This window comes from Marivita sp. S0852 (genome assembly GCF_046591575.1).
Classification (GTDB): Bacteria; Pseudomonadota; Alphaproteobacteria; order Rhodobacterales; family Rhodobacteraceae; genus Marivita.
In genome coordinates this window covers 42315-65466 of record NZ_JBIQWA010000006.1, presented here as the reverse complement: position 1 = coordinate 65466, position 23152 = coordinate 42315, and the positions used below count along the sequence as shown (strand labels likewise).

17 protein-coding genes are annotated in these 23152 nt (G+C 62.7%); 2 read left to right on the top strand and 15 right to left on the bottom strand.

Annotated features, from left to right (window positions below; all coding sequences use genetic code 11):
* Positions 1-73: 73 nt before the first annotated feature.
* The 4 genes from repC to ACG74X_RS14410 form a co-directional block, all read right to left on the bottom strand.
* Positions 74-1207, bottom strand: a complete 1134-nt coding sequence (gene repC / locus ACG74X_RS14425) for a plasmid replication protein RepC (protein ID WP_411235734.1) — start codon at positions 1205-1207, stop codon at positions 74-76.
* A 177-nt stretch (positions 1208-1384) separates the two neighbouring features.
* Positions 1385-2338 (bottom strand): plasmid partitioning protein RepB, encoded by a 954-nt coding sequence (gene repB / locus ACG74X_RS14420; protein ID WP_411235733.1) that lies wholly within the window; start codon positions 2336-2338, stop codon positions 1385-1387.
* The gene (gene repA / locus ACG74X_RS14415) at positions 2338-3510 is read right to left on the bottom strand and encodes a plasmid partitioning protein RepA (RefSeq protein WP_411235731.1); all 1173 of its coding nucleotides are present in this window, start codon (positions 3508-3510) and stop codon (positions 2338-2340) included. Before repA ends, repB begins: the two co-directional genes overlap by 1 nt.
* Before the next feature lie 376 nt (positions 3511-3886).
* On the bottom strand, positions 3887-5809 hold the full coding sequence (locus ACG74X_RS14410; RefSeq protein ID WP_411235729.1) for an acyl CoA:acetate/3-ketoacid CoA transferase: 1923 nt from the start codon (positions 5807-5809) through the stop codon (positions 3887-3889).
* 182 nt (positions 5810-5991) lie between these two features.
* On the opposite strand from ACG74X_RS14410, the gene ACG74X_RS14405 reads away from it, so the two are divergent.
* Both ACG74X_RS14405 and scpB read left to right on the top strand, forming a co-directional pair.
* Positions 5992-6879: a DUF1403 family protein gene (locus tag ACG74X_RS14405; protein WP_411235728.1), complete on the top strand. Its 888-nt coding sequence runs from the start codon at positions 5992-5994 to the stop codon at positions 6877-6879.
* Positions 6880-6881: 2 nt separating this feature from the next.
* A complete protein-coding gene (scpB, locus tag ACG74X_RS14400; protein WP_411235727.1) occupies positions 6882-7520 on the top strand; it encodes an SMC-Scp complex subunit ScpB in 639 nt (212 codons plus the stop codon).
* A gap of 35 nt (positions 7521-7555) precedes the next feature.
* Here scpB and ACG74X_RS14395 read toward each other — a convergent pair whose 3' ends face one another.
* Genes ACG74X_RS14395 through tssC form a run of 11 tightly spaced genes read right to left on the bottom strand, consistent with a single transcriptional unit; the run spans position 7556 to position 23145 of the window.
* Complete coding sequence (locus tag ACG74X_RS14395) at positions 7556-8656, bottom strand: polysaccharide biosynthesis/export family protein (protein ID WP_411235726.1); 1101 nt, start codon at positions 8654-8656, stop codon at positions 7556-7558.
* A complete protein-coding gene (tagF, locus tag ACG74X_RS14390) occupies positions 8646-10121 on the bottom strand; it encodes a type VI secretion system-associated protein TagF (protein WP_411235725.1) in 1476 nt (491 codons plus the stop codon). Before tagF ends, ACG74X_RS14395 begins: the two co-directional genes overlap by 11 nt.
* Before the next feature lie 15 nt (positions 10122-10136).
* Complete coding sequence (gene tssM / locus ACG74X_RS14385) at positions 10137-13622, bottom strand: type VI secretion system membrane subunit TssM (RefSeq protein ID WP_411235724.1); 3486 nt, start codon at positions 13620-13622, stop codon at positions 10137-10139.
* The gene (tssL, locus tag ACG74X_RS14380; RefSeq protein ID WP_411235723.1) at positions 13619-15091 is read right to left on the bottom strand and encodes a type VI secretion system protein TssL, long form; all 1473 of its coding nucleotides are present in this window, start codon (positions 15089-15091) and stop codon (positions 13619-13621) included. Before tssL ends, tssM begins: the two co-directional genes overlap by 4 nt.
* Complete coding sequence (gene tssK / locus ACG74X_RS14375) at positions 15088-16422, bottom strand: type VI secretion system baseplate subunit TssK (RefSeq protein ID WP_411235722.1); 1335 nt, start codon at positions 16420-16422, stop codon at positions 15088-15090. The genes tssL and tssK overlap by 4 nt, the downstream gene beginning before the upstream one ends.
* 3 nt (positions 16423-16425) lie before the next feature.
* Positions 16426-17676 carry a hypothetical protein gene (locus ACG74X_RS14370; protein WP_411235721.1) on the bottom strand — a complete coding sequence of 417 codons (1251 nt, stop codon included), beginning with the start codon at positions 17674-17676 and terminating at the stop codon, positions 16426-16428.
* Entirely contained in the window at positions 17673-18683 is a 1011-nt protein-coding gene (gene tssG / locus ACG74X_RS14365) for a type VI secretion system baseplate subunit TssG (protein ID WP_411235720.1), read from the bottom strand. Before tssG ends, ACG74X_RS14370 begins: the two co-directional genes overlap by 4 nt.
* Positions 18680-20458, bottom strand: a complete 1779-nt coding sequence (tssF, locus tag ACG74X_RS14360; RefSeq protein WP_411235718.1) for a type VI secretion system baseplate subunit TssF — start codon at positions 20456-20458, stop codon at positions 18680-18682. Before tssF ends, tssG begins: the two co-directional genes overlap by 4 nt.
* A complete protein-coding gene (tssE, locus tag ACG74X_RS14355; protein WP_411235717.1) occupies positions 20451-20954 on the bottom strand; it encodes a type VI secretion system baseplate subunit TssE in 504 nt (167 codons plus the stop codon). The genes tssF and tssE overlap by 8 nt, the downstream gene beginning before the upstream one ends.
* The gene (locus tag ACG74X_RS14350) at positions 20954-21766 is read right to left on the bottom strand and encodes a type VI secretion system accessory protein TagJ (protein WP_411235715.1); all 813 of its coding nucleotides are present in this window, start codon (positions 21764-21766) and stop codon (positions 20954-20956) included. Before ACG74X_RS14350 ends, tssE begins: the two co-directional genes overlap by 1 nt.
* Complete coding sequence (gene tssC, locus ACG74X_RS14345) at positions 21763-23145, bottom strand: type VI secretion system contractile sheath large subunit (protein WP_411235713.1); 1383 nt, start codon at positions 23143-23145, stop codon at positions 21763-21765. The genes ACG74X_RS14350 and tssC overlap by 4 nt, the downstream gene beginning before the upstream one ends.
* Positions 23146-23152: the final 7 nt, after the last annotated feature.

Here is a 23152-nt window from a genome sequence, read left to right as displayed (position 1 = left end):
GACGTTTTATGCTGATATTGATGGCAAGCACGCATCTGACAACGGATTAAAAACATCAAGCCTTTGTTTTTATTCACGTATTTGAATTGTCAGCTGACAATTTCTTGTCTTTCAGCGCGGCCAGCAATGGTCGGACATCAAAACCCTGTGGTGTTGCACATTGGCTCAGGCTTCGCAGATACGCGCCGGGGTTTTCGATTTTTGCCAGCCGTTCATGGATGTATAGAACCGCAATCATGGCGGGACCCGCTCCCATGCGATGCCTTGCTTCGATAAAGACAGCAGCCTCAATCCCCATCATTGGCGCAAGGCGGCTGGCAATTTCTTCGAGGTCTCTCCAGCTTGTCACTGGCTCAGGAAAGAAACACTTAAAGCCGGGGCATCGGTCAATCACCTCTTTTAATGTGATTGTGCCTTTTGTCTTGCTATGGAGAGAGTCTTTGTCAGGGGTTTGGTTCTGGGGCGTTTCAGAGTCAGTTTTTTTTATATCTTTCCCTTGTATGTGCCGCTCATTTTGGTTGTCACTGGCGCTCATTTTTTTTGTCTGTTGCTGATCCGGATCTGTGATCGTGCAGGTGTCAATTGCGGTTTCCAGTTGGTGCAGCATGTCTGTCAGGTCGTTTTTCGTCAGCTTTCGACGCAATGCGCGGCGGACCTCTTCGCAGAGCTTGGCCGCCTGCCCTGCCCTGTCGACTGACACCAGATCGTGGCGCAAAGCGATGACGCGGTCGCGCAGAACCCGAAGGCGCTCGGCCTCTTCGCGGGCCTCTGTCGCGGCGGTCAGAATGGCGCGGGCCTGGGTGACCAGCGGGGCAAGGTTAATGCCAAAGGCCATGGCGATGCCGCCCTTGACGCGGCGCGCATAGCGTTTTCGGTTGGGGCTGTCGTGACGGCTGACAAGTCCGGATTTGACCAGCGCGGCCAGATGCCGTCGCAGGGTGCTTTCGGGCATGCCCCCCAGTCGATCGGCCAAAGTACGATTCGCGGGAAACACAATTGCGCGGTGGCCTTGCGGGATATGCCGTTCCGGCAGAAAGGTTAACAACGCCCGCAACACACAGATCGGACGATGCGTCAGGCCAAAGCGGTCGGCGGCATCTGTCAGTGCCGAAAGTAGGTGCCATTTGTCCGGGCCGATGGCGGGAATATCTGTATTTGGGCATGCCTCAACGGGCCGCCCGACAGGTGTCTGGAACGCGTAGCTCATCACATTGTCACGAAAGACAACAAAATCCTGCCCCCATGCCGCACATGGAGTTGACAGAGTCGGAGCGTGGTTGCTATCTCAATGGTGCGAAGATCGAGAAGGGCCTTCCGGGATGCTCCTGGGGGGCTTTTCTTTTGCGGGTCTCTGCTCGTGCCTCCTTATCTGGTTAACGGTGCCTCAGTCTTCCGCGCGCTCTTTTTGCCAGCGCGCGTGAAGGTCGGAAATCAGGGTTTCAGCCTGTTCAGCAATCCAGGTGTCAAAGCCGTCTCGGGCCGGGATATTGAGTGTCACGCCGCGCCGTGTGCTGCGGATATCTGCCAGAGCGGTGCCATCGGCATTGCGCAATGTCCGGGGTTTGGCAGCGGCGGGCGTGTCAGCCGTGCGGCGTTTGGTGGCGGCCGCGGTATAGACTTTCTCGAACCGGTCATCTGACCCCAGATCGGAAAACCCGGCGCTGCGCGACATTTCATAGGCGCGGCGACGGGACGTCGGATCATCGGTGAACAGTTTGACAAGTGCGGTCCAGCGGTCGCGCCCGATGCCAGGGGCCGATCCGATGCGACGCAGGAATTCCAATGGCAGTTCGGCCCCGACCTTGAGCAATCGGCTGACCATGGGCAGATCAATTGACAGCGCGGCGGCAATTGTCTGACGGTCATAATCGGCTTGTTGAAGCTGGGTGGCGAAACTGGCCTTTTCGATAAAGCTCAGATCCTGTCGCGCGGTGTTTTCCTGACCCTGCGCCAGCACCAGCGCCTCGTCATCCAATGTGCGCACCATCGCCTTGACCGGCATCCCCAGATCGCGCAGCGCGGCCAGACGACGGCGCCCATACACGATCTCAAATCGGCCGGGTTTTTCGGCGTTGGGGCGCAGCAACACCGGAACCTGCTGGCCATAGGTTTCCAGGCTTTGTTTCAGCTGCGCCTGTGCGTCCGGATCAATTGCCAGCCGGTCTTCGACGCCTGCGTCGTCAATCAAATGCGCGGCAATGTCCTGAACCGCGTTTTCCTGCAGTTTCGTCAAAGAGCTTTGCAGCGCACCGACCGCGCCGCGCGGTGCGGCGGGTTCGGGCATGCGCCGCTTTGGTGGTGTATTTGTGTCGGTTGTTAAAATTCCCTTACGTGCCATCAGCGCCCCCATGCGTTTTGCATCAGCAACTCGATTTCATCGTTCACAAGATTGAGTGAATCCACCGCACGGTCATAGGTGTTGCGGTGAAATTGTGACCGGTCCACTTCGTAGACGGTTTGATGCGTCAGCCCGGCATCGGAAATCGCGGTGGATTTCAGCACCGGGGCGACCATCACCTCGTCGCCGAACAACTGCCGCAGGAAGGCCACGACCTGTTGCTGGGGGCCGTCATTGGCCTCGTAGCGGTTGATGAGAAAGCGCAGAAAGTCGAATTCCATGCTGGCCCCGGCATTGGACACCACATCAAGCAGATCGGCGCTCATTTGCAAGAATTGCGACATCGACGCGACATCAAGCATGTTGGGAATGACGGTGATCAGCACGCCGGTCGATGCACACAGCGCCGACATGGTCAGATACCCCAGCTGCGGCGGGCAATCGAAAATCACCACATCATAGCGATCCTCGACTTCCTGCAGCGCCATGGCCATGCGCGAAAAGAACGGCGGCTGGATGTTGTGGCGCAGCGCTTGCGGGGTTTCGTGTTCGAATTCCTGTAACAGTAAACCGCCGGGGGCAAGGTCGATCCCGGTGAAATACGTGTTTTGGATGACGGCTGACAAGGGCAGGGGGTCTTCGTAGCGAATGGCGTCATAAACCGTGCCGGCCTGAAGGAAATCATACTCGGGCCTATAGCCGAACAGGGTGGTTAGAGACGCTTGCGGGTCAATATCCACACACAGCACCCGATAGCCCTTGAGCGCTAGCCGTTGTGCTGTGTGGATCGACGAGGTCGTTTTGCCAGAGCCGCCTTTGAAATTGAGGAAGGACAACACCTGAAGCTTGTCGCCGGGCCTGCGCCCGCGCATATAGGCCCCTTTGGTTTTGGCGGTTTCCTCTAGCGCGGCACGCACCACCTGAATGTCAGCCGCCGTATAGTGCCTGCGCCCGCCCGGTGTGGTATGCACATCGGGAATGCGTCCGTCGAAATGCAGCTTGCGCAGAAAAGAGGTGGAAATGCCCAAAAGGCCTGCCACTTCGCCTGCATTAAAGCGCCGCAACTCTTTACGGGCATCCGGAGCGAACACTTTGAGCATATGGCTTTCCAGCGCATCACTCAGGTTCTCGGCATTCTCGCGAATACGCCGATTGATGTGGATCGAATCCATCTCGTTGCCTCTGCTCAGTAACGCTGTTTTCCGTCAGCGCTTTATTTATCGTTTCTTTTAGGCAAGCGAGGGGCTGTTTGGCAAGTGTTCTTGTGTGAACCGGCCCTGACAGCACGGTATTGAACTGGCGCTTATTTTTCTAGGCAGAGAGAAAATCAATCTAAATTATTGAAAACAAACAGTTAATAGAAAAATCGTGAGATCGGCTGAGATGACATCGCAATTCTGGTCGGTCTATTGGCCTCGACCCGTCCTGCGTGACTTCCTGCTAAGCCCGTACCCGTTCGAATCGCGGGGCGCGATTCCGGGCAATATCGTCTCTAATCTGCGGTTTAGAGACTGTTTGAGAAAAGATCGTTGTTTTAAGCCGACAAATCTAGCGCCGCAGCGCGGCCTCGGCTGCGCGTTCGCTGTCGAAAATGGTGGCGCGGCGGCGGTGGTGTAGGGTTTGACCGAGTTTGCGGCGCAAAAAGGCGGATGTCGCATAGCGGGTCACCTGATTGTATAGCCGTGATTCCAGGTCACCGACCATCTCGGCCCAGTCGGAGGCAACCGCGTCGTCGATCCGGGTCTGATCGTAATTGACCACCACATTCACCTTGCGGTTCAGAGGGCCTAATACAGTCTCTACACGGGATTTGATATCGTGAAGGTCGCGTTGGGAGCGGATGTCCATTTTGGCGAGATTGATAAACAACGTGTCGCGATCGGCATCGAAATGAATGCGTCGGGCCATGCCAAGGCTCAGCAGATCGTCGCGCAACCCCATCGGGGCATCGGTAAAGATACGCGCATCCATCACATCCACATCGTCAATCAGCGGTCTAAAGCCCATATGCGCCAGAATATCGTGGTCGATATCGATGCCAGGGGCGACTTCGATCAGGCGCACGCCGTCGGGATCAAGGCGGAACACGCATCGCTCTGTCACATAGAGCACAGGCTGCCCAAGCCGTGCGGCGCGGGTGCCGGAAAAGGTGATTTGTTCCACCGCCGCGCCGAACTTTCGGGCGCGGCCTTCGCTCTGGATATGCAGCGCGCCATCGCTGATCTGTACGGCCAGCCCACCGGCGGTGAAAGACCCCGCAAACACCAGATTGCGGGCATTCTGGGTAATGTTGATAAACCCGCCTGCACCGGCCAGTCGCGGCCCAAAGCGCGACACGTTGACATGGCCGGTCGCGTCGGCTTCGGCCATTCCAAGACAGGCCATATCCAGACCGCCACCATCATAGAAATCAAACTGATTGCCTTGGGCGATGATGGCTTCGGTGTTCACAGCCGCGCCGAAATCAAGCCCCGAGGCCGGTTGCCCGCCGATGACACCGGGTTCTGCGGTCAGGGTGACGTGATGCAGCAGACCTTCTTCGGCGGCAACGTCAGAGATGCCTTCGGGCATGCCGATGCCAAGATTGACCACACCGCCCACGGGCAGTTCAAACGCTGCGCGCCGTGCGATGACCTTGCGCAGGTCAAGCGGGGAGGGGGCGGTGCTGCCCTCGGGTTTCTTATAGCGTCCGGTATAGTAGCGATTGTATTGCGTGGCGTAAGTTTGCATGTGCAATTCGGGTGGTGCCACCACCACCGCATCCACCAGCATCGCGGGGATCACCACATCGCGGGTGGGCAGACTGCCGCGAGCGGCGATCTGATCGACCTGAACGATCACCACGCCGCCGGAATTGCGGGCCGCCATCGCTTGCGCCAGATTGTCGAGGATCAGCGCCTCGCGCTCCATGGTGACATTGCCCTGTTCATCCGCTGTTGACCCGCGAAGCAGCGCCACATGGATCGGCAGGGCGTGATAGAACAGCCGGTCTTTGCCGGCGATGGTGATGCGGTCCACCAGATCCCGTGGCGTTCTGTCATTCACGCGACCGCCGTCCTGGTCGGGATCGACAAAGGTTTCGAGGCCCACATGGCTGATCGTGCCGGGCTTGCCTGCGGCGATGTCGCGATAGAGGTGCGAAATCACGCCTTGCGGGAAATTGTAGCCCTCGATCTCTCCGGCGACGGCGCGGCTGGCCAGTTTGGGGATCAGCCCCCAATGCCCGCCAATGACCCGGCGCACGAGGCCGGGGGCGGCCAGCCTGTTCAGCCCACGGTCCTTGCCATCGCCCTGACCGGCGGCGAACAAAAGCGTCAGATCGCGGGGATGGCCCTCGTCGTCGAACCGCTCGGCCAGCGCTTGCAACAGCGCATCGGGCACACCGGCCCCGACAAAACCGGATGTTGTCAACGTGTCACCGGAATGGATCAGGGCGGCGGCGTCGCGGGAGGAAACGATTTTGTTTGGCATGGCGGTGCCCCTTGGTAGATGTTGCCCAGCGTATTCGCGACTGATGTGCCGGACAAGATGTCATCCCCCGCGTTGAACGGTGGTCGAGCGTCGGTCTTGAATACAGCTCCGCACGGGTCAGGGTGAGGCGGTTGGGGCAAGAAATCGTGGCCTTAAGCGCCGTGATGCTGTAGCCTGTGCCTATGCCGAACACCCACACACCGCCTGTTGTCGCAGATGACATGATACCCCGAATTCCCGCTTGGATCACCTCGCGTGGGGTGGAAGATATTGAAAATGTGTCTTTTTTATCGGGGGCCGCATTGGCGCATCTGCATGGTGTCTTGGCGCGAAAAGAGCTGCCCGCGTCGCTGCTGCGGGACCGGCTGGCCCTTGGGGCGGCAGAGTCCTGTGTTGCCCTGTCAGGGCGTCCGGAACGGGCGGCGGACTTGCGCGATGCGCTGCATCTGATGCGGCCAGATGATTTGCCGGGGCCTGCGGGTGCAACCTATTTGTCTTGGCACAGGGCGGTGGCGCGGCCCGTTTCTGTAGAGGCGCTGCAGCGGGCGTTGCCTGATAGAGAGGCCGAGGCAATCTTGGGCGGGCTGGACAGGTCACGACAGGATACGCCGGTCAGCCAGGCGGCGCAGGTTCTGGAGGCGGTGGTGACGGATGATCCGCGCGCTCAAGCGCCTGCGCTGATCTTTGCGGATGCGGTGCTGGCACAGGCGCTGGGGTGGGATCATCTGGTGCCGCTTTTGGCAACCGGACTGAAACGCGGCGATCTGCGTCAGCGGGGCGCGGCGCTTGGGATGGCGTGCCACCGTGCCATTGTGGCCGCCGTCATTCGCGTTGTGCGTCTGGCCGGTGATCTGACGCGACGGGCGATGCGGCTGCATGCGGTGGCCCCCAAGCTGCGGGCAAAGGCGGCGCCCGATGCGGTTGCGATGTTTTTGTCGCGCGATGCTGTGACGCCGTCTGCCTTGCCTTTGCCAGACCGGTCGGCGCGGCGGTTGTGCGACAGGCTTGTGTCATTGGGCGCGATACGGGAACTTACGGGCCGGGACACGTTTCGGATATACGGGCTCTAGAAATGGGCAAAGGCAGGGACAGAGGCACATCTTCGCGCGATGCACAGGACCGGTCGGACCAGCCGCAGGCAGAACTGGACCGCGAGTTGTCTGATTGGCCAGCCGATCTGCGTTGGCGCGAATGGATGCGCCGGATCGAGGCGGTGTTGTTTGCCAGTGCAGCCCCGGTGCCGTCGAAAGAGTTGCAGCGTGTGGTCGGGCAGGGGGCATCTGTTGCGCAGCTGATCGACGATCTTGTCACCGAGACCGAAGGTCGGTCTTTTGAGCTTGTGTGCGCAGCGGAGGGGTGGATGTTTCGCACCCGTCCGGCCTATGCGCCCGCCATTCGCGCGGCTGCCGATATCGGGGAACAGGTGCTTGATCTGCGCGAGTTCGACACCGCGGTGCTTGCGGCCATTGCCTATCATCAGCCGATCACCCGTGACGGGCTCAAGGAGATTTTCGGCAAGGAGATCAGCCGCACCCTGATTGGTCGGCTCTATGATCGGGCCTTGATCGGGTCCGGGCCTCGGTCCCCGCAACGGGGGGCCCCCTATACCTATGTCACAACCGAGCAGTTCCTCGTGGCGTTCGATCTACCATCGCTTGAGGATCTGCCCGACCGGGAGCAGTTGGTTGATGCCGGGCTGACGCAGGTCTAGCCATGCCGCCGGGTGCCAGCCTTGCTCAGCTCATCCTAGGGCTGGGGCGGTGCGGGCAGTTCCGGGGGCCGCGAGAAGATCTGGAAATATTTAGAGAAATTGGCCAGCGGTGCGTTGCCGACATAAAGCGAGTCGCCATCACGCATCTGGAACCGGCTGGCATTCAGGCGCTGGGACGGATCGGCATAATTCACGCGGAAGATTACGTCACCGAATATGGTGCGGGGGTTGGCGCGGTTTTGATCGACCAGGATAAAGGATTCACCAGCGGGCTGGCGACGGAACAGGAACACGTCTTTCGGATCAGCGCGGCTGTCCAACAGCCCGCCCGCGCGCGCAATGGCCTGTGCCAGAGTGAGCGAGCCTTCGACGAAATCGAACTCTCCGGTTGCGGCAAGCGCGCCATCGGCCACAAATTGTGCATCGCCGCCGCCGACTATCACTGTGTCGCCCGGCAGCAAGGGGATGTTGCGGCGGGGGTCGCTGACCACTTGGGCCAAGGTTTCCTGCGCAGACCGCCCTGACCGCAGCACCGTGACCACGGTGGCGTCCGGTGTGCCGGTGGCACCGCCGGCATTGGCCAGGCCGTCCAGAACGCTTTCCCCGCGCGAGGTCAGGTTGAACACACCTGCAGATGCAACGGCACCCTGCACGCTGTAGCTGTCGGATTCCTTGCGCGCGATGCTGACCGTGGCGAAGGGATCAACGGCTGTTTCGCGCAGACGGGCGGTGATCGTGTCTTGTGCGGCCTTGACCGATCGTCCGCCCACATTGATGCCGCCGACAAATGGCAGCGACACCGTGCCGGACTGCGACACCACGAAATCCCCCAGGGGCAATGCCGCGCTGGTGGTCGGGTTGAACAGCCCGCCTTCTCCGGTGCCAAAGGCGGTGACACTGATTGTATCACCCGGTTTGATCACGCCGGGCGTATAGCGAGACGCACCCAAAGACGAAAAACCGGTCGCCGGTTTCGACGTGCCCAGGGCAGAGACAATTTCATCGCTGAGTTGCAGGATCGGCGTCTGGTTCTGTCGCGCATCGGTGACCACAGCGATCGAGGACGGACCATCCGCAGGGGCGCAGGCAACCATGGATAACAAAGAGGCAACGAGTAAAGCGGTTTTACGGATCATGATGGGTCTGTCTCGCAGGGTTGTGGGGGTCCACCGACGTGGGCCCGTCCGGTTCTCTGGGTTGCAGGATTACAACCACAGCGGCGACGTCAAGTCTCGCGCCTGAAATAATCGCGTTCTGGACCATTTGGTCTGCAGCGTGCTGCGCAGAGGTCTCGGTTTTGAGGGTTTCGGCGATGTCGGCGTCGGATGTCATGGTCAACAAGCCACCGGAACACAACAAAAAACGGTCGCCGGGCCGCGCTTCGCCGATGCTGCTTTCCAGGGGCAATTGACGTGTCGCCCCAACCGCGCGGGTCACAAGGGACGGAAGCATCGGATCGACATGGTCGCGGGTCAAAAGGCTAAGGTGGTCATCGCGCAAAAGATAGCACCGGGCGTTGCCGCACCACAAAACGGCGTGGCGATTGCCCTGGATCAGCAATGTCGCGGTCGAGGCGGCAAAGGTTGTGTTGGTAGGGATGCCACGGGCGCAGAGCATGGCATTGGCGCGGCCGAGTTTGCCTTTGGCCTCGGCCACCAGATCGTTCATGGAAAACGGCTCTGCGATATCGGAGAGGGCCGCGCGCACGGTGTCGACGGCCCCTTTCAGTCCGGGATGCGTGCCAATGCCGCTGATCACGCTCATCGCCTGATTGTCTTCGCCGATGGCGAACGTATCGGTCAGGGCCGCACTATGCGTGCCCTTGAGCGCCGCACCGGCGCTTTGGATGGTCAGCAGAACGCGCGACCGAGTTTCTGGCACCACGGCGGGGAGCGGTTTGGCCAGGGCGGTCACGCTTTCGGTGTCGGGCCGTGCCTGTTCAGCCGGTTCTGGCGCGGGCCGAGCTGCGGGAGGCTCTTCGGTGACGGGTTTCGGCGTGGGGCGGACGGACAGGAAAATGTCATGAAACCGGGCTGGGTCGGGCAGCGTGTCGAAAGCGCGCAGCGCCTCATCATCATAGGCCGTGCCAACCCACCACAGCGTGCGGGCGGCGTCGTGCGGTGTGCGGCGCAGGTTTGGTTCAAACCAGCGCGCAAGGGTCAGCGTCTTGATCCCTTGATCCAGCGTATCGCGCCGGAAATCAGGTGTCAGGGTGGACAGAGCCAATCGTTCGGCCTGATCGAACCACGTGTTGAGCTGCCGGGGCAGGGCGCTGAGCGGGCCGCGATGATCGGGCAGTGGTACGGTCAGAATAAGCGGGAAATACCGCCCGACGCGGTCAACGCTGGGCATCATCACCAAAGCGATGGGATCGGGCCCCAGAACATCCCGCGCGACAACAGCGCGCCAGACCGGTGCCACCAGAAACGCGTCAAGCCAGCCGCGCCCCAGCGCTTTCTGGCTTTCGCGCACCGCATGGCGGGTCCAGTCATCCAGCCCGTCCACCACCGCACGGGGCAGATTGTGCATGACAAAATCACCCTGCGTCGGGATTTTGCCGAAATAGCCGGTTTGGCCGGGTTTGTGATCTATGTCCTTCACGCCGCGCCCCATGGTTTATTCCAGAACCGTGGGGCAGGCAAAATCGGCAACCGCAGGCAGGGCAAACGGGTTGTTGACGCTGCCCGCCGTGACCCGGAAGGCAACGCGGCGGCCATCGACGCGGAACACCGCGTCAAATTCATTGTCCGATATCCGGGCTGTTTCGGCGGTATCGAAAAGCCGGAATGGCGACCATTCCCCGCGTGTCTCAAGCGCATTGGCCCGATCACCGGGCAACAGCGTGATCCGCGACACCGCTGAGGCTTCGCCCGGCCAGCTGAGCATGCGGGCCTCGGCACGATCAAGGCCATGAACGGAAGTGCCACCGCCGATTTCCACCAACGCGACGCGCGCGTCGGGATCAAGGCTGCGCAGATCAAAGGTCACATCCACACGCGGGGCGGTTTCGCCCGAGGGAAAGAACGCGGTGCGGATGGCCGCGGCGTTTTGGAACTGGCGCAGCGCGTCAGAGCTGTCGCCCGACGTGCCAAGCCCGCCTTTCCAGATCCACGGATCAACGGACATATCGACAAAGCTGGCCAGGTTTTGATCAAAGAAGGCCTGAAACAGGCCGCCGGGGCCAAAGATGCGCGTGAAATCATCCAGCGTCACCTCTTGCCGGGCACCGGGTGCGAACGGGTAGCGGCCTGCAACGGCGCGGCGACATTCGGGGGCCCCTTCGGTGGCCCAAAGCTGTGACACCTGTTCGCGCGCGCGGCCCATCGCCGTTCCGGCCAGCGAGGTTGCAAAGCTGACCGTCCAGGCATCGACAGGTGCCGGAAGCGACCGGCCCGCCGCCACCAATTCCTGCACCTTGGTGTTCAGCTGGCTGTCGGCGGCAAACACTTCGGTGGCGCGGGCATCGGTTGCGTTGACGCGGCCAAGCTGCTGGTAGATCTCGTCCAGAAGGGGCGACAGCGCGGCAAGCGCTTCGGGGTCGGCGTCTTCGCTGGCGCTGTCTGCCTTGTCGAGCGCACGGCGCAAGGGGCTGTAGGGATCGGGTGCGGCAAGCGGATCAAAGGGCAGGTCGCTGGCCGTGGCAAACAGGCCTTGCGCGGCATCGGTCTCGGAGGGGCCGGCCAGATCGGTTTCGGCAGCGATGCTGCGGGCCAGCCGCCCGATCGGGTCTGCCTCGGACGCCATGAGTGCGACCAGATCCGACGCATCCGCCAGACCGGAGGGTTGGCGCGGTTTCAGATCCGTCACCATATCGCGCCATTTGCCGCCGAATTCCGTCCAGTAAAGCTGAACCGCGTCGCGGGTTACGTCGCTGACATTGGTCACCCGCAGGGCGGTTGGGCCGCGCACCCAGTCTTCGCCCGAGGCCACCTCGGCCAGAGGTGCCACATTGGGCAGCACCACATCGCGATAGCCGTCGCGCGTGTAAAGGCCGGGGATGCCTTCGGTCATCGGTTTGCCCGATGTGCGCGCGAACGCTTCGGTCCCGGCCGGGCCAAGCGCCACGGCAGGCGTCCACATGCCCAGATCGCGCGCGGCGTTGCGTGTCAGAAGCAGATCCAGCGTGCGTTGCGCGGCGGTGCGGTTGCCGATGATGGCGCGCGTCCTTGCCACCAAGTCATCGTCAATCGCCATGACAGGCAGATCGCCCTGGGTCAGCATTGCCGTCATGTGCCGCATGAGGCTGGCACGGGTGCCGATCCGCCCGGAGCCGGGATACAGATCGGCAAAGACGGTTTCGGCCTGCGCCAAAAGCGCGTCGGGATCAATCGGGCCAAGACCGGCAAGCGACAGATAATGTTTGAGCGTCTCGAACGTCTCGGCCTCGTCAAGCTGCGAGGATTTGAGCCGGTCCTGCAAGGCGACCATGTAGCGGGGCAACAGATAGGCCCCAAGCGCGTTGTTATAGACATCGGCATGACGGTCGATGATGCGGCGTTCCTGACCCAACCCCATCCCCACCAGATAAATCGGTGTCGCGCCCGCCTCGGGATCAAACGAGGCTGGAGCGTTTTCGATGGTATTGAGCGCGGGCAGAACGCGCAGGAAATCGGAATCCGATATCGCATCAATCGGAATATTACGCGCCTGTTCGCCGTATTGCGCCAGCGCGTTGTCGGCATCGGCTAGGGCGCGGTTGTTGAACAGGAACGATCCGATCCAGGACGCAACCAAAAGCACCGCCACCGTGCCCACGGCCCCATAGGCAATGCCGGTTGCGATCTTTTTGCGCTGGCTGACGCGCCGGTCGCGCGATACAAGCGCCGCTTCGCCCAGAATGACATCGCCAAACAGTTTATTGACGAAATAGCTCCGGTTCATCGACCGCGCCGGGGCCGCGGCGTTGCGGCGGGTTTCGGCCTCTTGGGTGGCAGAGGCAAAGTAAAGCCCCCGGATCATCGGTTCAGACACATTGGCATTGCCAGAGGCCAGTTCCTCGACAATCTCGCGCAGGGAATCGTGCAAAGCGGCGACCTGGGCAGGAAAGCGGAAGATCGCGCCGCGCCGGGCGATATCGGTTTCCTGTTGTAGCCGGTCGAGCAGCAACCCGGTCAGCCGGTCCTGCAAGGCGCGGTATTCGCGGCTGAACATGTCGGGCAGGGCACCGGGTTCATTGGCGGCGTCCCAGTCAAAGGTCATGCCCCAAACCTGTTCGCGCGATTGCCCGCCAAGTTCTTCGAAAAACTGCGCAAAGCCGTTTAGTTTGTCGGCCTTGGTCAGCACGATATAGACCGGAATGCGTGCGCCCAGTGTTTCCTCGATCTCGGCCAGACGCTGACGCACGGCGCGCACCTCGCGCAGGCGTTCGTCGGGGTCCTGGCTGAGCAGGTCGGTGAGCGACAGGGTCAGGATCACGCCATTGATCGGCTGCGCGCTGCGCCGTTTGCGCAGCATGGTCAGAAAGCCCAGAAACCCCTTGTGGTCGCGTTCATGCTGGCTGTCCTGGGTGGTGTATCGCCCCGCCGTGTCGATCAGGATAGCGCGGTCGGTGAACCACCAGTTGCAATTGCGCGTGCCGCCGACGCCCTGCACCGGTTCGGCCCCCATCGCATCGCCCAGGGGGAATTTCAGCCCCGAATTGGTCAGCAGCGTGGTCTTGCCGGCACCGGGCGGGCCCATCATCAGATACCAAGGGAATTCATAGGCATAGCCATAGCGCCGCCGCACCACCTTGCGCATCAGCTGCATCGCGGCCTTGAGCCGCTCTTGCAGTTCGGCGATTTCCTCGCGGGTTTCGCTGGCGGCGCGCTGTTCGGGGGTTTCGGCCACGTCTTCGGCCAGTGCCTTGTCGGCGCGGCGGGCGCGGAGCCACGCGACCAGCATCCAGACAATCCAGAGCGTCAGCACCACGGCAATGGCGATGGAGCGCTGCCGGGTTGTGGTCAGCGGTGCGAAATCGCCCATGACAAGGCGCGGTCCGAAGATCCAGATCACGGCACAGATCGCGCCAACCCAGATGACCGACAGGAACCGCCCGCCGACAACGCCAGCATAGCTTTCGACGGTCGAGCGGAAACTTGTCCACATCCCAAGAGGGTTCATGGCAGGGCCTCCTCTGTGCTGGGCGCATCAGGCGCATCGCCGGCACCTCGGGTCAAAAGCGCCGGCGACACGCGGTCGCCCGCACCGCGCACGATGATCTCGGTGCGCCGGTTCGCCTCGCGGCCCTCTGGCGTTTCGTTATCGGCAATCGGGCGGGTATCGGCCTCGCCCCGCACCTCTATGCGCTCGGTGCCGATATAGCTGGCCAGAATATCGCGCACCGCGCTGGCGCGGGCTTTGGACAGATGGAAATTCGATGGCCAGGGGGCCGAGCGGATGGGCAGATCGTCGGTGTGGCCCAGAACGGTGACGTCGAAATCCTCGGCTGTGAGGGCCTGACCGATGCGGTCGAACAGCGGCAGGAATTCCGGTGCGATCTGCGCGCCGCCCACGTCAAATGCGCCGCTATTGGCGATGCGGACCAGAACGGCATCGCCTTCGCGATAGAGCCGAACAAGCCCTTCCTCGACCTCTGGCTGGAGGAAGGAAATGAACGTCTCGATCGGGGGATCGGGGGGAAGGGTGGGCGGTTGCGGTTGCTCTATGATCGGTTCGGGGGGTGCGATCACCTCTGGTTCTTGCGGCGGTTCGACAACCGGTTCGGGAATGAACAGCGTCGGCGTGCCGCCGGGGGGCAGGGTGGCCATACGAGCCAGCGTGTCGTTCGATCCGCGCCCCAGCAGCACCGAAAATGTCAGGAACAGCAACGCCAGGGTCAGCACCAAAAGCCCAAGGATCAGCCAGAACAGCCGCCCGGTGCGCAGCGGCGCATGGGCGGCATCTTCGCCTTTCCAATGGGGTGACAGATCGCGTTCGACACTGCCGAATTGGGCGCGCAGCGTGCGGTAAAGGTTGTCGCGGGTCTGGGCCAGCTCCAGACCGCCCCGGGCAGAGACGCGGGTGCGGCCTTCAAAGCCAAGCGACAGGCACAGATAGATCAACAGCAGCAGGTCGCGATTGGCACCCGGATTGCTTTGGAAATGGTGCAGCAGCTCGAACACCTTGTCGCCGCCGGTGACATCGTGGTGAAAGGTCGAGACAAGCCCTTCAACGGCCCAGCCTTCGCCCCAGGGGCGGTTGCGGATCACATCGTCCAGCGTGGCACAGACCACGTAATGCGCCGCGCGCGCCTGTTGCGGCAGGATACCCGCCGCGCTGAGTTGCGTTTCATAGGTTTTGACCGCGCCGATGGTGTCGCGGCGCAGTTCGGCCATGTCCGGTGCGGTTTCGCGTTCGCGCAAGGCGTGTGCGAGGTTCACCAGCGGCGCTGCCTCTGCCACCATGGCGGGCACCTGATCGCCGTCGATGCGAAACCCTGCAAGGATATCCGGCACCGACAGTTTCGAGATCGGCTCCGGCTCTGGCACAGGGATCGGTGTTATGTCGGCCTCGGGATCGGCGCGACGTTTGCCCGGGGTTGGCAGGATGATGCGGGCGGGGTCGTCCTCGGCCCGGTCGGATGCGCTCATGCCCTGATCCCCCACAGCTCAAGCTCCAGCCCCGGAAATTCGGATGAGAAATGCATCGCAATCGTGCCCGAGGCCACGATATCGCGCCAGATCTCGCCGGTGGTGTCGAGTTCGAAATAGGTGTTGCCGGAGCGGAACGGCAATTGACGCGGCGCAACGGGCATCGGTCGCACCTCAAGCCCCGGCAAGGCCACGTTGACCAGTTCGGAAATCCGCTCGACCGGGCCAACCTTGATCTGGTTGGGGAGCAGACGGCGCAGTTTTTCGGCGGCAATATCGGCCCGCACGGCCAGCACAAGACCGGCATCGGTCTTCAGCCCCGCATCCGCGATCATCGCCACGCGGACACCGTGACGGCGTTCTTCGAGCGGGATCAGAACAGCGCTTTGATCCAGCACCGCAGACAGGGCGCGGCGCAATTCGGTCATCACCGGTTCGAACGTGGCGGACGGATCGGCATGGCGGTAATCCGGCAGGTCCACCGGCAGGCGATTGGGGGCGGTAAAGGTCGCCAGTTCACCAGCCAGCGCGATCAACGCGCGATAGGCGCTTTCGGGATGGATCTGTGCGGCCTGGGCGGCCAGATGGCCGATCACCGGTGTGGCCCGGTTAAGCGCCTGAAGCATCAGGTAATCGCCCAGTTCGGCAGAGCCGCGCAAGGACGGATCGCCGGTGCGCCGCGCAATCGCATCAGAGCGGTGTCGCAAGAGACCCAGCAATTCGTTCAGAAACCCGCTTAGCCGCTTGGACGCCCCGACGGTCAGAACCGGCGGGATCATGTCGTCGTTCAGAACAACCGCCAGATCGGCGCGCACTTCGACCACATGCGCCAGGGGCAGCGTTTCCAGCCCGGCCAATTCCTCGGTGTCGCGTTTCAGGCTCAGGTCAAGCCGCCCGATTTCGATCACCGCGTTGAAAGACGTGTCGGCATTGGCGTCGTCGGTATCGACGTCCTCGCGCATCAGTCGGGCTTTGGTGCCCGACCCTTCGGGCGCGAATTCCGCAGCACCAGGGCGCAGCATCGGCAATGTCAGGTGAATGTGCAGATCGGATGTGCCTTCGGGCAGGGCCACGGGATCTGGCAAATCGCATTGATCGGGCGCGGAAAAGGGCGTGCCATCGGGCAGGATGCCCTTGATCGATGTCAGCCCAAACCGCCCGATGCCAAGTGCGGCCTGATCCACCGACATTTCCAGGATACCCCAGGGATAGGCAGCCAGCGGACGCGTTGCATCGCGCACCAGCTGATCGGCCCAGCGATCGGCCTGCTGAAAATGCTGGACCCTCAGAAACATGCCTTCGGTCCACGCGACGCGGTTATGGATTTTCACGGCTCATGGCTCCTTGATCTGTCCATCCAGACGCTGTGCGACAGACGCGCGCAGCGTTCCAGAGTCCAGCGGTTGTTCGTCTTGTGTCCAGCGGCGGCAATGTTCTGCCCATGCTGCCCGCGTCGGGAGAACCCGGTCCAGCGGATCGCCCTTGGCGGCCACGGCGGCGCGGATCGTTTCGGGATCGAATGTGGTGCGTGCGGCTTCGACCGTGGCCAGACAGGCTTCGATCACCGCGGTTTGCCGGGCTTCGATGGCGTCGATCCGACGGGCCAGGGCAAGGCAGGCTTCGCCGGTCTGATCCGACAGGATCGCGCCGGGATCAAGCGTGGCCTGCTGCACCGCGTCAGGTGTGCGTGCGGGCAGATCAAAATCGGCCAAAACGCGGTCCAGAACGGCCTCAAGACGGCCAAGCCCGGTCAGCGCCGTGTTCAGCGCGGTGCCGGCATTTGCCAATTGGATATCGTCCGGCGCGTCGACTTCGCCTTCGTAGAGACCGGCAGCTTCGCGCAGCACGCGAATATCGGTGTTGGGTGCGCTTATGTCGGGTTCTGCGGGGGCATCCGCGATGCGGAACGATTGTTGGTTCGACGGGGCCTGAACCATGCGGTTGCCCGTGTCGCTGATCGGGGCGTCCCAATCATCTGGCAAGATCTTGCCGGGCTGCCCAAGCGGGTCCGGTTGGGTCGCGCTTTCAAGCGGGTCGGGGCCTTCGGGGGCCTCGCCCCATGCGCCCAGCCTGTCCCACTCGGGGCGGGTCGGTTTCCGGCCTTGGGGTGCTACGGTAAAACTGTCGAGCCATTCTTCGCCGGTGCGTCCCGGAAGCGGGCCGCTGGCCCCGTCACCACCGGGGCTGACATCTGACAGAATGGCGCTGATGGTTGGCAGTGCGGCCTCTTGAAAGGCGTCTGTCGGACCACCGGACGCGGGTGCGGCACCCGATTGGTCGACATGCGCGACCAGCCGGTGCCCCCCGATGCCAAGTTCGCTTCCGTGGTGCAGGGGCATCTCTGCGCCCTCTGGCACCACGCGCCCTTCGAGTTCGACCCTGCCGGTCGCCTCGCACAGAAAATGGTCACCAGAGCGCCGGATCGAGACAGAGCTGTCTGCGGTTTGGGTGTCAGGCGGCTCTGACGCGGGCAAGGTCCATGTCGATCCGGGGGCGGTGCCAATATGGAACGGGCGACTGCCATCGGTCATGCGTGCGGTGCCTGCCGCCGGTCCGGTGCGGAGGGTCAGGGTCAGGGTTTTCATACCGGCACCTGCTTGCGGGGGGATCGGGTCGTTGGCGCAGAGCCGACGATGGCATCATCGCTGTCGCGTGCTGCAGGGGCAATCCGGGCCCAGGCGTTCCAGCCCAAACGCGGAAGCGGGCCATCCCCGCCCATCTGCGTTTCCGGCACGTCGCGTTTGTCAAGAATGATCTGGATGTCGAAATCCAGCACTGGCCCGACATAGAACCGCATCAGACGGCGCAGGCGGTCCAGCCGGGGCTGGCCTTCTTCGAGGGACAGAAAATCGGGATATCGGACTGGTCCGACAACCAGCCGTACCTGACCCGAGCGATCCGGCACGCGGCTGCCTGCGCCTGTGGTTTGGTCCAGTCGGGTCAGCCCACCCACACGGGTTTGCTCGGCTTCGGGCAGGGGTCGCCAGCGCAGGTGAAACTGTTCAAGCCGCACCGGCAGGCCCAGTTCGGCGGCGGCGACCGCTTCGAGTCCGGCGGCGTTGCGGGTGCGCTGCGCAAGGAGCCCGGCAAACCGCAGGGTTTCATCCTCGGGCAAAGGGGTGCGGTGATCCATGTCGCGTGTGTTCAGCCCCACCAGGGCACGCAGGGCGATGACAAAGGGGCTGTTGCCCGGTTCGGACCACTGCAACTGCCGCGCGAGATCGTATTTTTCGGTTGCAGCGGCAAACAGATGGGTCAACCGGTCTGTAAAGATATCCACAAACGCGGCCAGCCCGCCAGACCGACGCCGCCGCGCCCGGCTGGCCAATTCGCCATAGGCCGGGGGCAAGGGCGATAGCGGCCCCAGCACACCCATGACCGAGCTGTTCAGGGTGATGGTGTCATCGCTGGTGGCAACCGCCTGAACCGGGTGCGGGACAGGGCGGCTTTCCGGTGTCGCGGAGATCAGCAGACGGCGGCCAGAGGATTTGGCCTCGGCCTCGGCGATGCGCAGCGCCGTGGTGACGTCATAGGCCTGCGGCGCGTTGGCCAGCGCCTCGATCGGGGCGGAGGAGGTCAGCCTTTCGGTCATGCCAGGGCCCCATCGCCGGATCGTGCGGGAAAGGCGGCCAGATCGTCGGTGCGATCTTTCAGCCGCAGGGTCAACCGCGTGAAGGTGTTCAAGGTGACATAGGCGGCCAGGAACCGGTCCAGGACGCTGCCGAACAGATAGGCGGTGCCTTCGTCGATGCGGTCGGGATCGAATGTGATGGTCACATCAATGCCACTGACCGCGACCGACGCGATACGGGCAATGGTGGGCTGTGTCGTCACATCCAAAAGCGCGTCGATCATCTGAGAGGTTTCGCGGCTGTCACCGGGATCGTAAAGCCGAAGAATGGCCCGCAGCGCGGCTGCGCCATCCTGTTCCAGCGACAGGTGATTGAGCGAAAGATGCGAGATCAGTTGCCAGATGCGGTCAGGATCGGGATCGCGATGAGGCGGCTGGGTGACTGGGCGCAGGCAGGTTATGGTCGAGATCAATTCCAGCGGTGACGCCAGTGTCAGGCGCGGCTGGCCCCCGCCAAAAGGCAAGGCGCGGGGCAGATCGCCATTGGTGGCCAGCACCTCGACCGATGCGGTGCTTGAAGCGCGCCGGGACGGGCGCGTGCGATGGTCGATGAACGCGATGGAGGTCGCGCCGCTGTGGCGCTCGGCCTCGGCGGAATGGCGTTGCAATTGATAGAAAACGCCGCCTGAATGGCGGTCTGTGACCCGGTTGAAATAGGGCGACGCCGTTTCCGCATGCCCGCCATCATCGGCCAGGGTCACATGGGTGACCGAATGCACCTGCCTGGTTTTGGGCCGTCTGGCATCTGCAAGCAACGGAAAGGCGCTGCGCGTGCCATCCAGGATGATCGGTTCGGCGCGTGACGGGAACAGGTTGACCACCGGCGTCGCCCCAAGATTGAAATGCGACGCGTTGATCCGCCGTTCCAGATCGCCTGCAGGCGCGTCAAGATAGACAAACACATCCACGCGGTCGGTCTGGGTCAGGGGGCCGATGTCGATATCGACGAACAGGAATTTCTCGGGCAGGCTGAAGAATTCGGACAACAGCCGGTAGGCGGGAAAGGACCGTTCTGGCGCGGCCAGGACGGCCTCGGCGGCTGCAAAACCAACCGGCTGTACCGCAGTGGCGGGCAAGTGTCGCGGTGCGGGGTCGCCGGAATGATCGGCCACCGCAACGCCCATCGCATGTTGCGTCAAAAGCCGGAACAGTGCGCTTGCCTGCTGGCCCGTGCCGCCAAGATAAAGCCGAAGCGTGCTGAGCCCCAATTCGGACAGGGGCGGTTTGCCGGTGCGCTTGAGCGTCAATGAAAGACAGCCAAGCGGGCTGCCGCCGGCAAAGGCCGGGGCTTCGATTGGCCGGTTCATCAGGCGGGCGGCGCTGATCTCAATCGGGGCAAGGGTGACCGACTGTGTCGTGCGGAAACGACAGGTGTCACCTTGCAGCATGGCGGATTCGACTTCGGTTCCGCGGGGCACGGTGACCGCCTGTTCGGCACCGCGATCCGGTGTGAACGACACGATTGTCATCGCCGGCACCGGGGCCAGAAAATGCGGATACAAGGTTTCCAGCAACCCTTCACTGAGTTCGGGAAACCCGTCATCCAGTTTTTGCCGCAACCGGGCGGTGGAATAGGCAAAGCTCTGGATCAGACGTTCGATATGCGGATCGTCGGTGGTGTCTTCGGTCAGCCGCAGCCGTCCGGCAATTTTCGGAAACGCGTCGGCAAACCACCCTGCGCGGCGGCGCAGCGCGTCCAGTTCGTCCGAGTAATGTTCCAGAAAACGATTAGCCACGGCCCGGCCCACTGACGACTGTAAAGTGATGTGTGACCGGATCGAGCCGGGTTTCGAAAATCAGCGGTGGCAATCCGGGGCGGGTGCGATACCGGGCCGAAATGCGCAGACGCAAACTGCGTCGATCATCGCCATCACGGCTGGGCAGCGACACGTGCAAATCTTCGAGACGCGGCTCGAATTGCCTGATCCGCGCCTGCAGGCGCGCCGCAAAACGCTGACGCTGGGCATCGGTGACCAGACTGGCGTTGAAGAAATCCTCGACCCCGAGGGTCACAAGGCTGTTTCCAAGCGCCGTCAGCCCGGCAGGCGGCGAGGTGGGGCGGCAACGGGTGTTCAGCAGGATCGACAGATCACGCCGCAAACTGTCGCGCACCCCGTCCGGGGTTTCCGCGCGCAAGACCGGGGGATCGGTTTCGCGGCTTGGATCGGGATCAAGCAAGCGGTCCAGCAACGACACGGCAGGCCGTTGTTTTTGTGCCTCGAACCGGGCCATCAGGCCGCATCCTTTTGTGGGGCCGCAAAGGTGATGGTCTGGGCGTCATGGCAGGTTTGCACATCGTCGCCCACCAACCACGACCGCAGCCCCCGCGCAGCGATCAGCCCGCCGGGCAATTCCTGAAAATCGGTGCTGCGCCCCAGCGATTCAGCCGGGGTTTGAGGGTCGGGATACAGCGCAGGCATCCGGATGTCAGCGACAGACCCGTCATGCAGGCTGACGCGGGCGCGGCGCAGAATGGCGTCCAGAGGGCGTGTTGCGGGTTGAAAGGTCAGATCGGCAATCGTGTCGAAATCAAGCCAGAGGTAATTGCCTCCGCCTGTGATGGCCTCGATTGCGTGGGGCAGGCGGTCATCCAGATCGCGGAAATCCTCGACCGGGGTGCCGTTCCATGTGGCACATTGCAGGCCGCGTGCGTCGTCAAGCGCATCCAGCGCCGCGCGTGCGGCATCGCCGCAGCCATCACGCAGGGCCACGTTCAGACGCAGCGCCAGCGTTGACAGATCGGACGGTCCGTTTGGAAATGTCGGCATCGCCCCGGTGTGCCACCATTCCTGACGCGCATGCAGCCCGCGCAAATGCTGGCGAAACACGCTGATGCCAACTGCGGCTTCGGGCGCGGCCGTGGCCGCCAGACGCGCCTGTGTTTCGGCGCGGTCCAGATTGCCCTCGATGACACAGAGTTCGGCCAGGAACATCCGGGCGTTGGCGTCTGTCGGATGGGATTTGACCCGCGCGGTCGCCATGTCGCGTGCCGTGTCCGGTGCGTCGCTGGCAAGGGCGGTGGCTATGTCGGCGGCTAGGGTCATGCGGGTACACTCCGAAGGGTATCGACGGATTCCGCCACCAGATGAAAACTGGTCGAGATATCATCGAGTTGAAAATGCGGTTGCAGGCGGATCGTACAGCCAAAACACCCCGGACGACCCGGCAGCGCGCGCACGGTGACACCGGCATCGCGCAGCGGATATTGCGCCTTGAGGTCATCGTCGGCGTCATCATTGCCCAGACAATAATCGCGCAGCCACGCGTCCAGCCGATGTTCCAGTACGGACGGATCGGCAATCGAACCGGTCTCGTCGCGCATCATCACCTTGAGGTAATGGGCAAAGCGCGATGTGCACAAAACATATTGCAGCATTGCGGCAAGCCGGGCGTTCTGTGTTGCAATCGCGGTGTCGTAGGTCTGTGGCTCATGTGCCGAGGCAAGCGTGTTGAACACCGGATCGGTGTCCAGATACAGCGTGGACAGCGGCACAATGCCCAGACGCACCATCGCCTCTTCCTGTGCGCCGGTCAGGCGGCAGGTGACGGCCGGTTGTGCGGACAGGCCGTGACAATCGGTGCCCATATCCAGCGGCGGCACGTCGGCCACACGCCCGCCGCCCGAGGTGTCCTGCCAGGCCCCCCGGATCGCGGCAAACCAGCCGCTGTCGCGATAGGCGTCAACCACCGTAGCGGCCAGACCGAAGGCCCCGTTCAGGACCGTGTGATCGGCCATGAATGCCGCAGGCACAAAGTCGCGCGGCACGGTGCGGTCGATGGGGCGTTCCAGCACCAGATCAGGTGCGACCAGCCCGACAAAGCGCATGTCAGGGCTGCGGCGCAGCGATTGCCAGCGCAGATAGGCGGGATCTTCGCGCAGGATTGCCCGCGCATCGGGCAGGTCCGTTACGCTGTCGATTGTGTCTCCGTCGCGCAATCCGAACAACCGCGATCCCGCGCGCGCGACCACCGGACAAAACGCGGCCGCCGCAACAGAGGCCAATCTGCGGGTGGCCTCGATCGGATCGGTCGATCCGGCATCCGAGACATGCGACAAGGTGTAGTCACACAGCAACAACCCGAACGGCAAACCGCCCGGCATGCCGAATTCGCCATCATACACCAGCTTGTGCAGGTGGCTTTGATCAAAATCGGCGGCGCGTTCCAGATCGCGCGCCACGGTGGGCCAGCTGGCGTCAAGCAGCTTGATCTGGACGGTTTCATCCGGGCCGGTGCGGTCGATCAGCATGGCCAGCCCGCGCCAGCGCGCTTCGAGATCCGCAAAAGCCGGATCACGGCGCACCGCTGCCACCTGACGCGACAGGGCCTGATCAATCAGCGCAATCACGCGGTCAATGCGCGCGCACAGCGCCCTGCGCCGCGCGTCAGCTGTTGCCTCAATAGCAACATGGGCCCCGGCCATGTCTGGC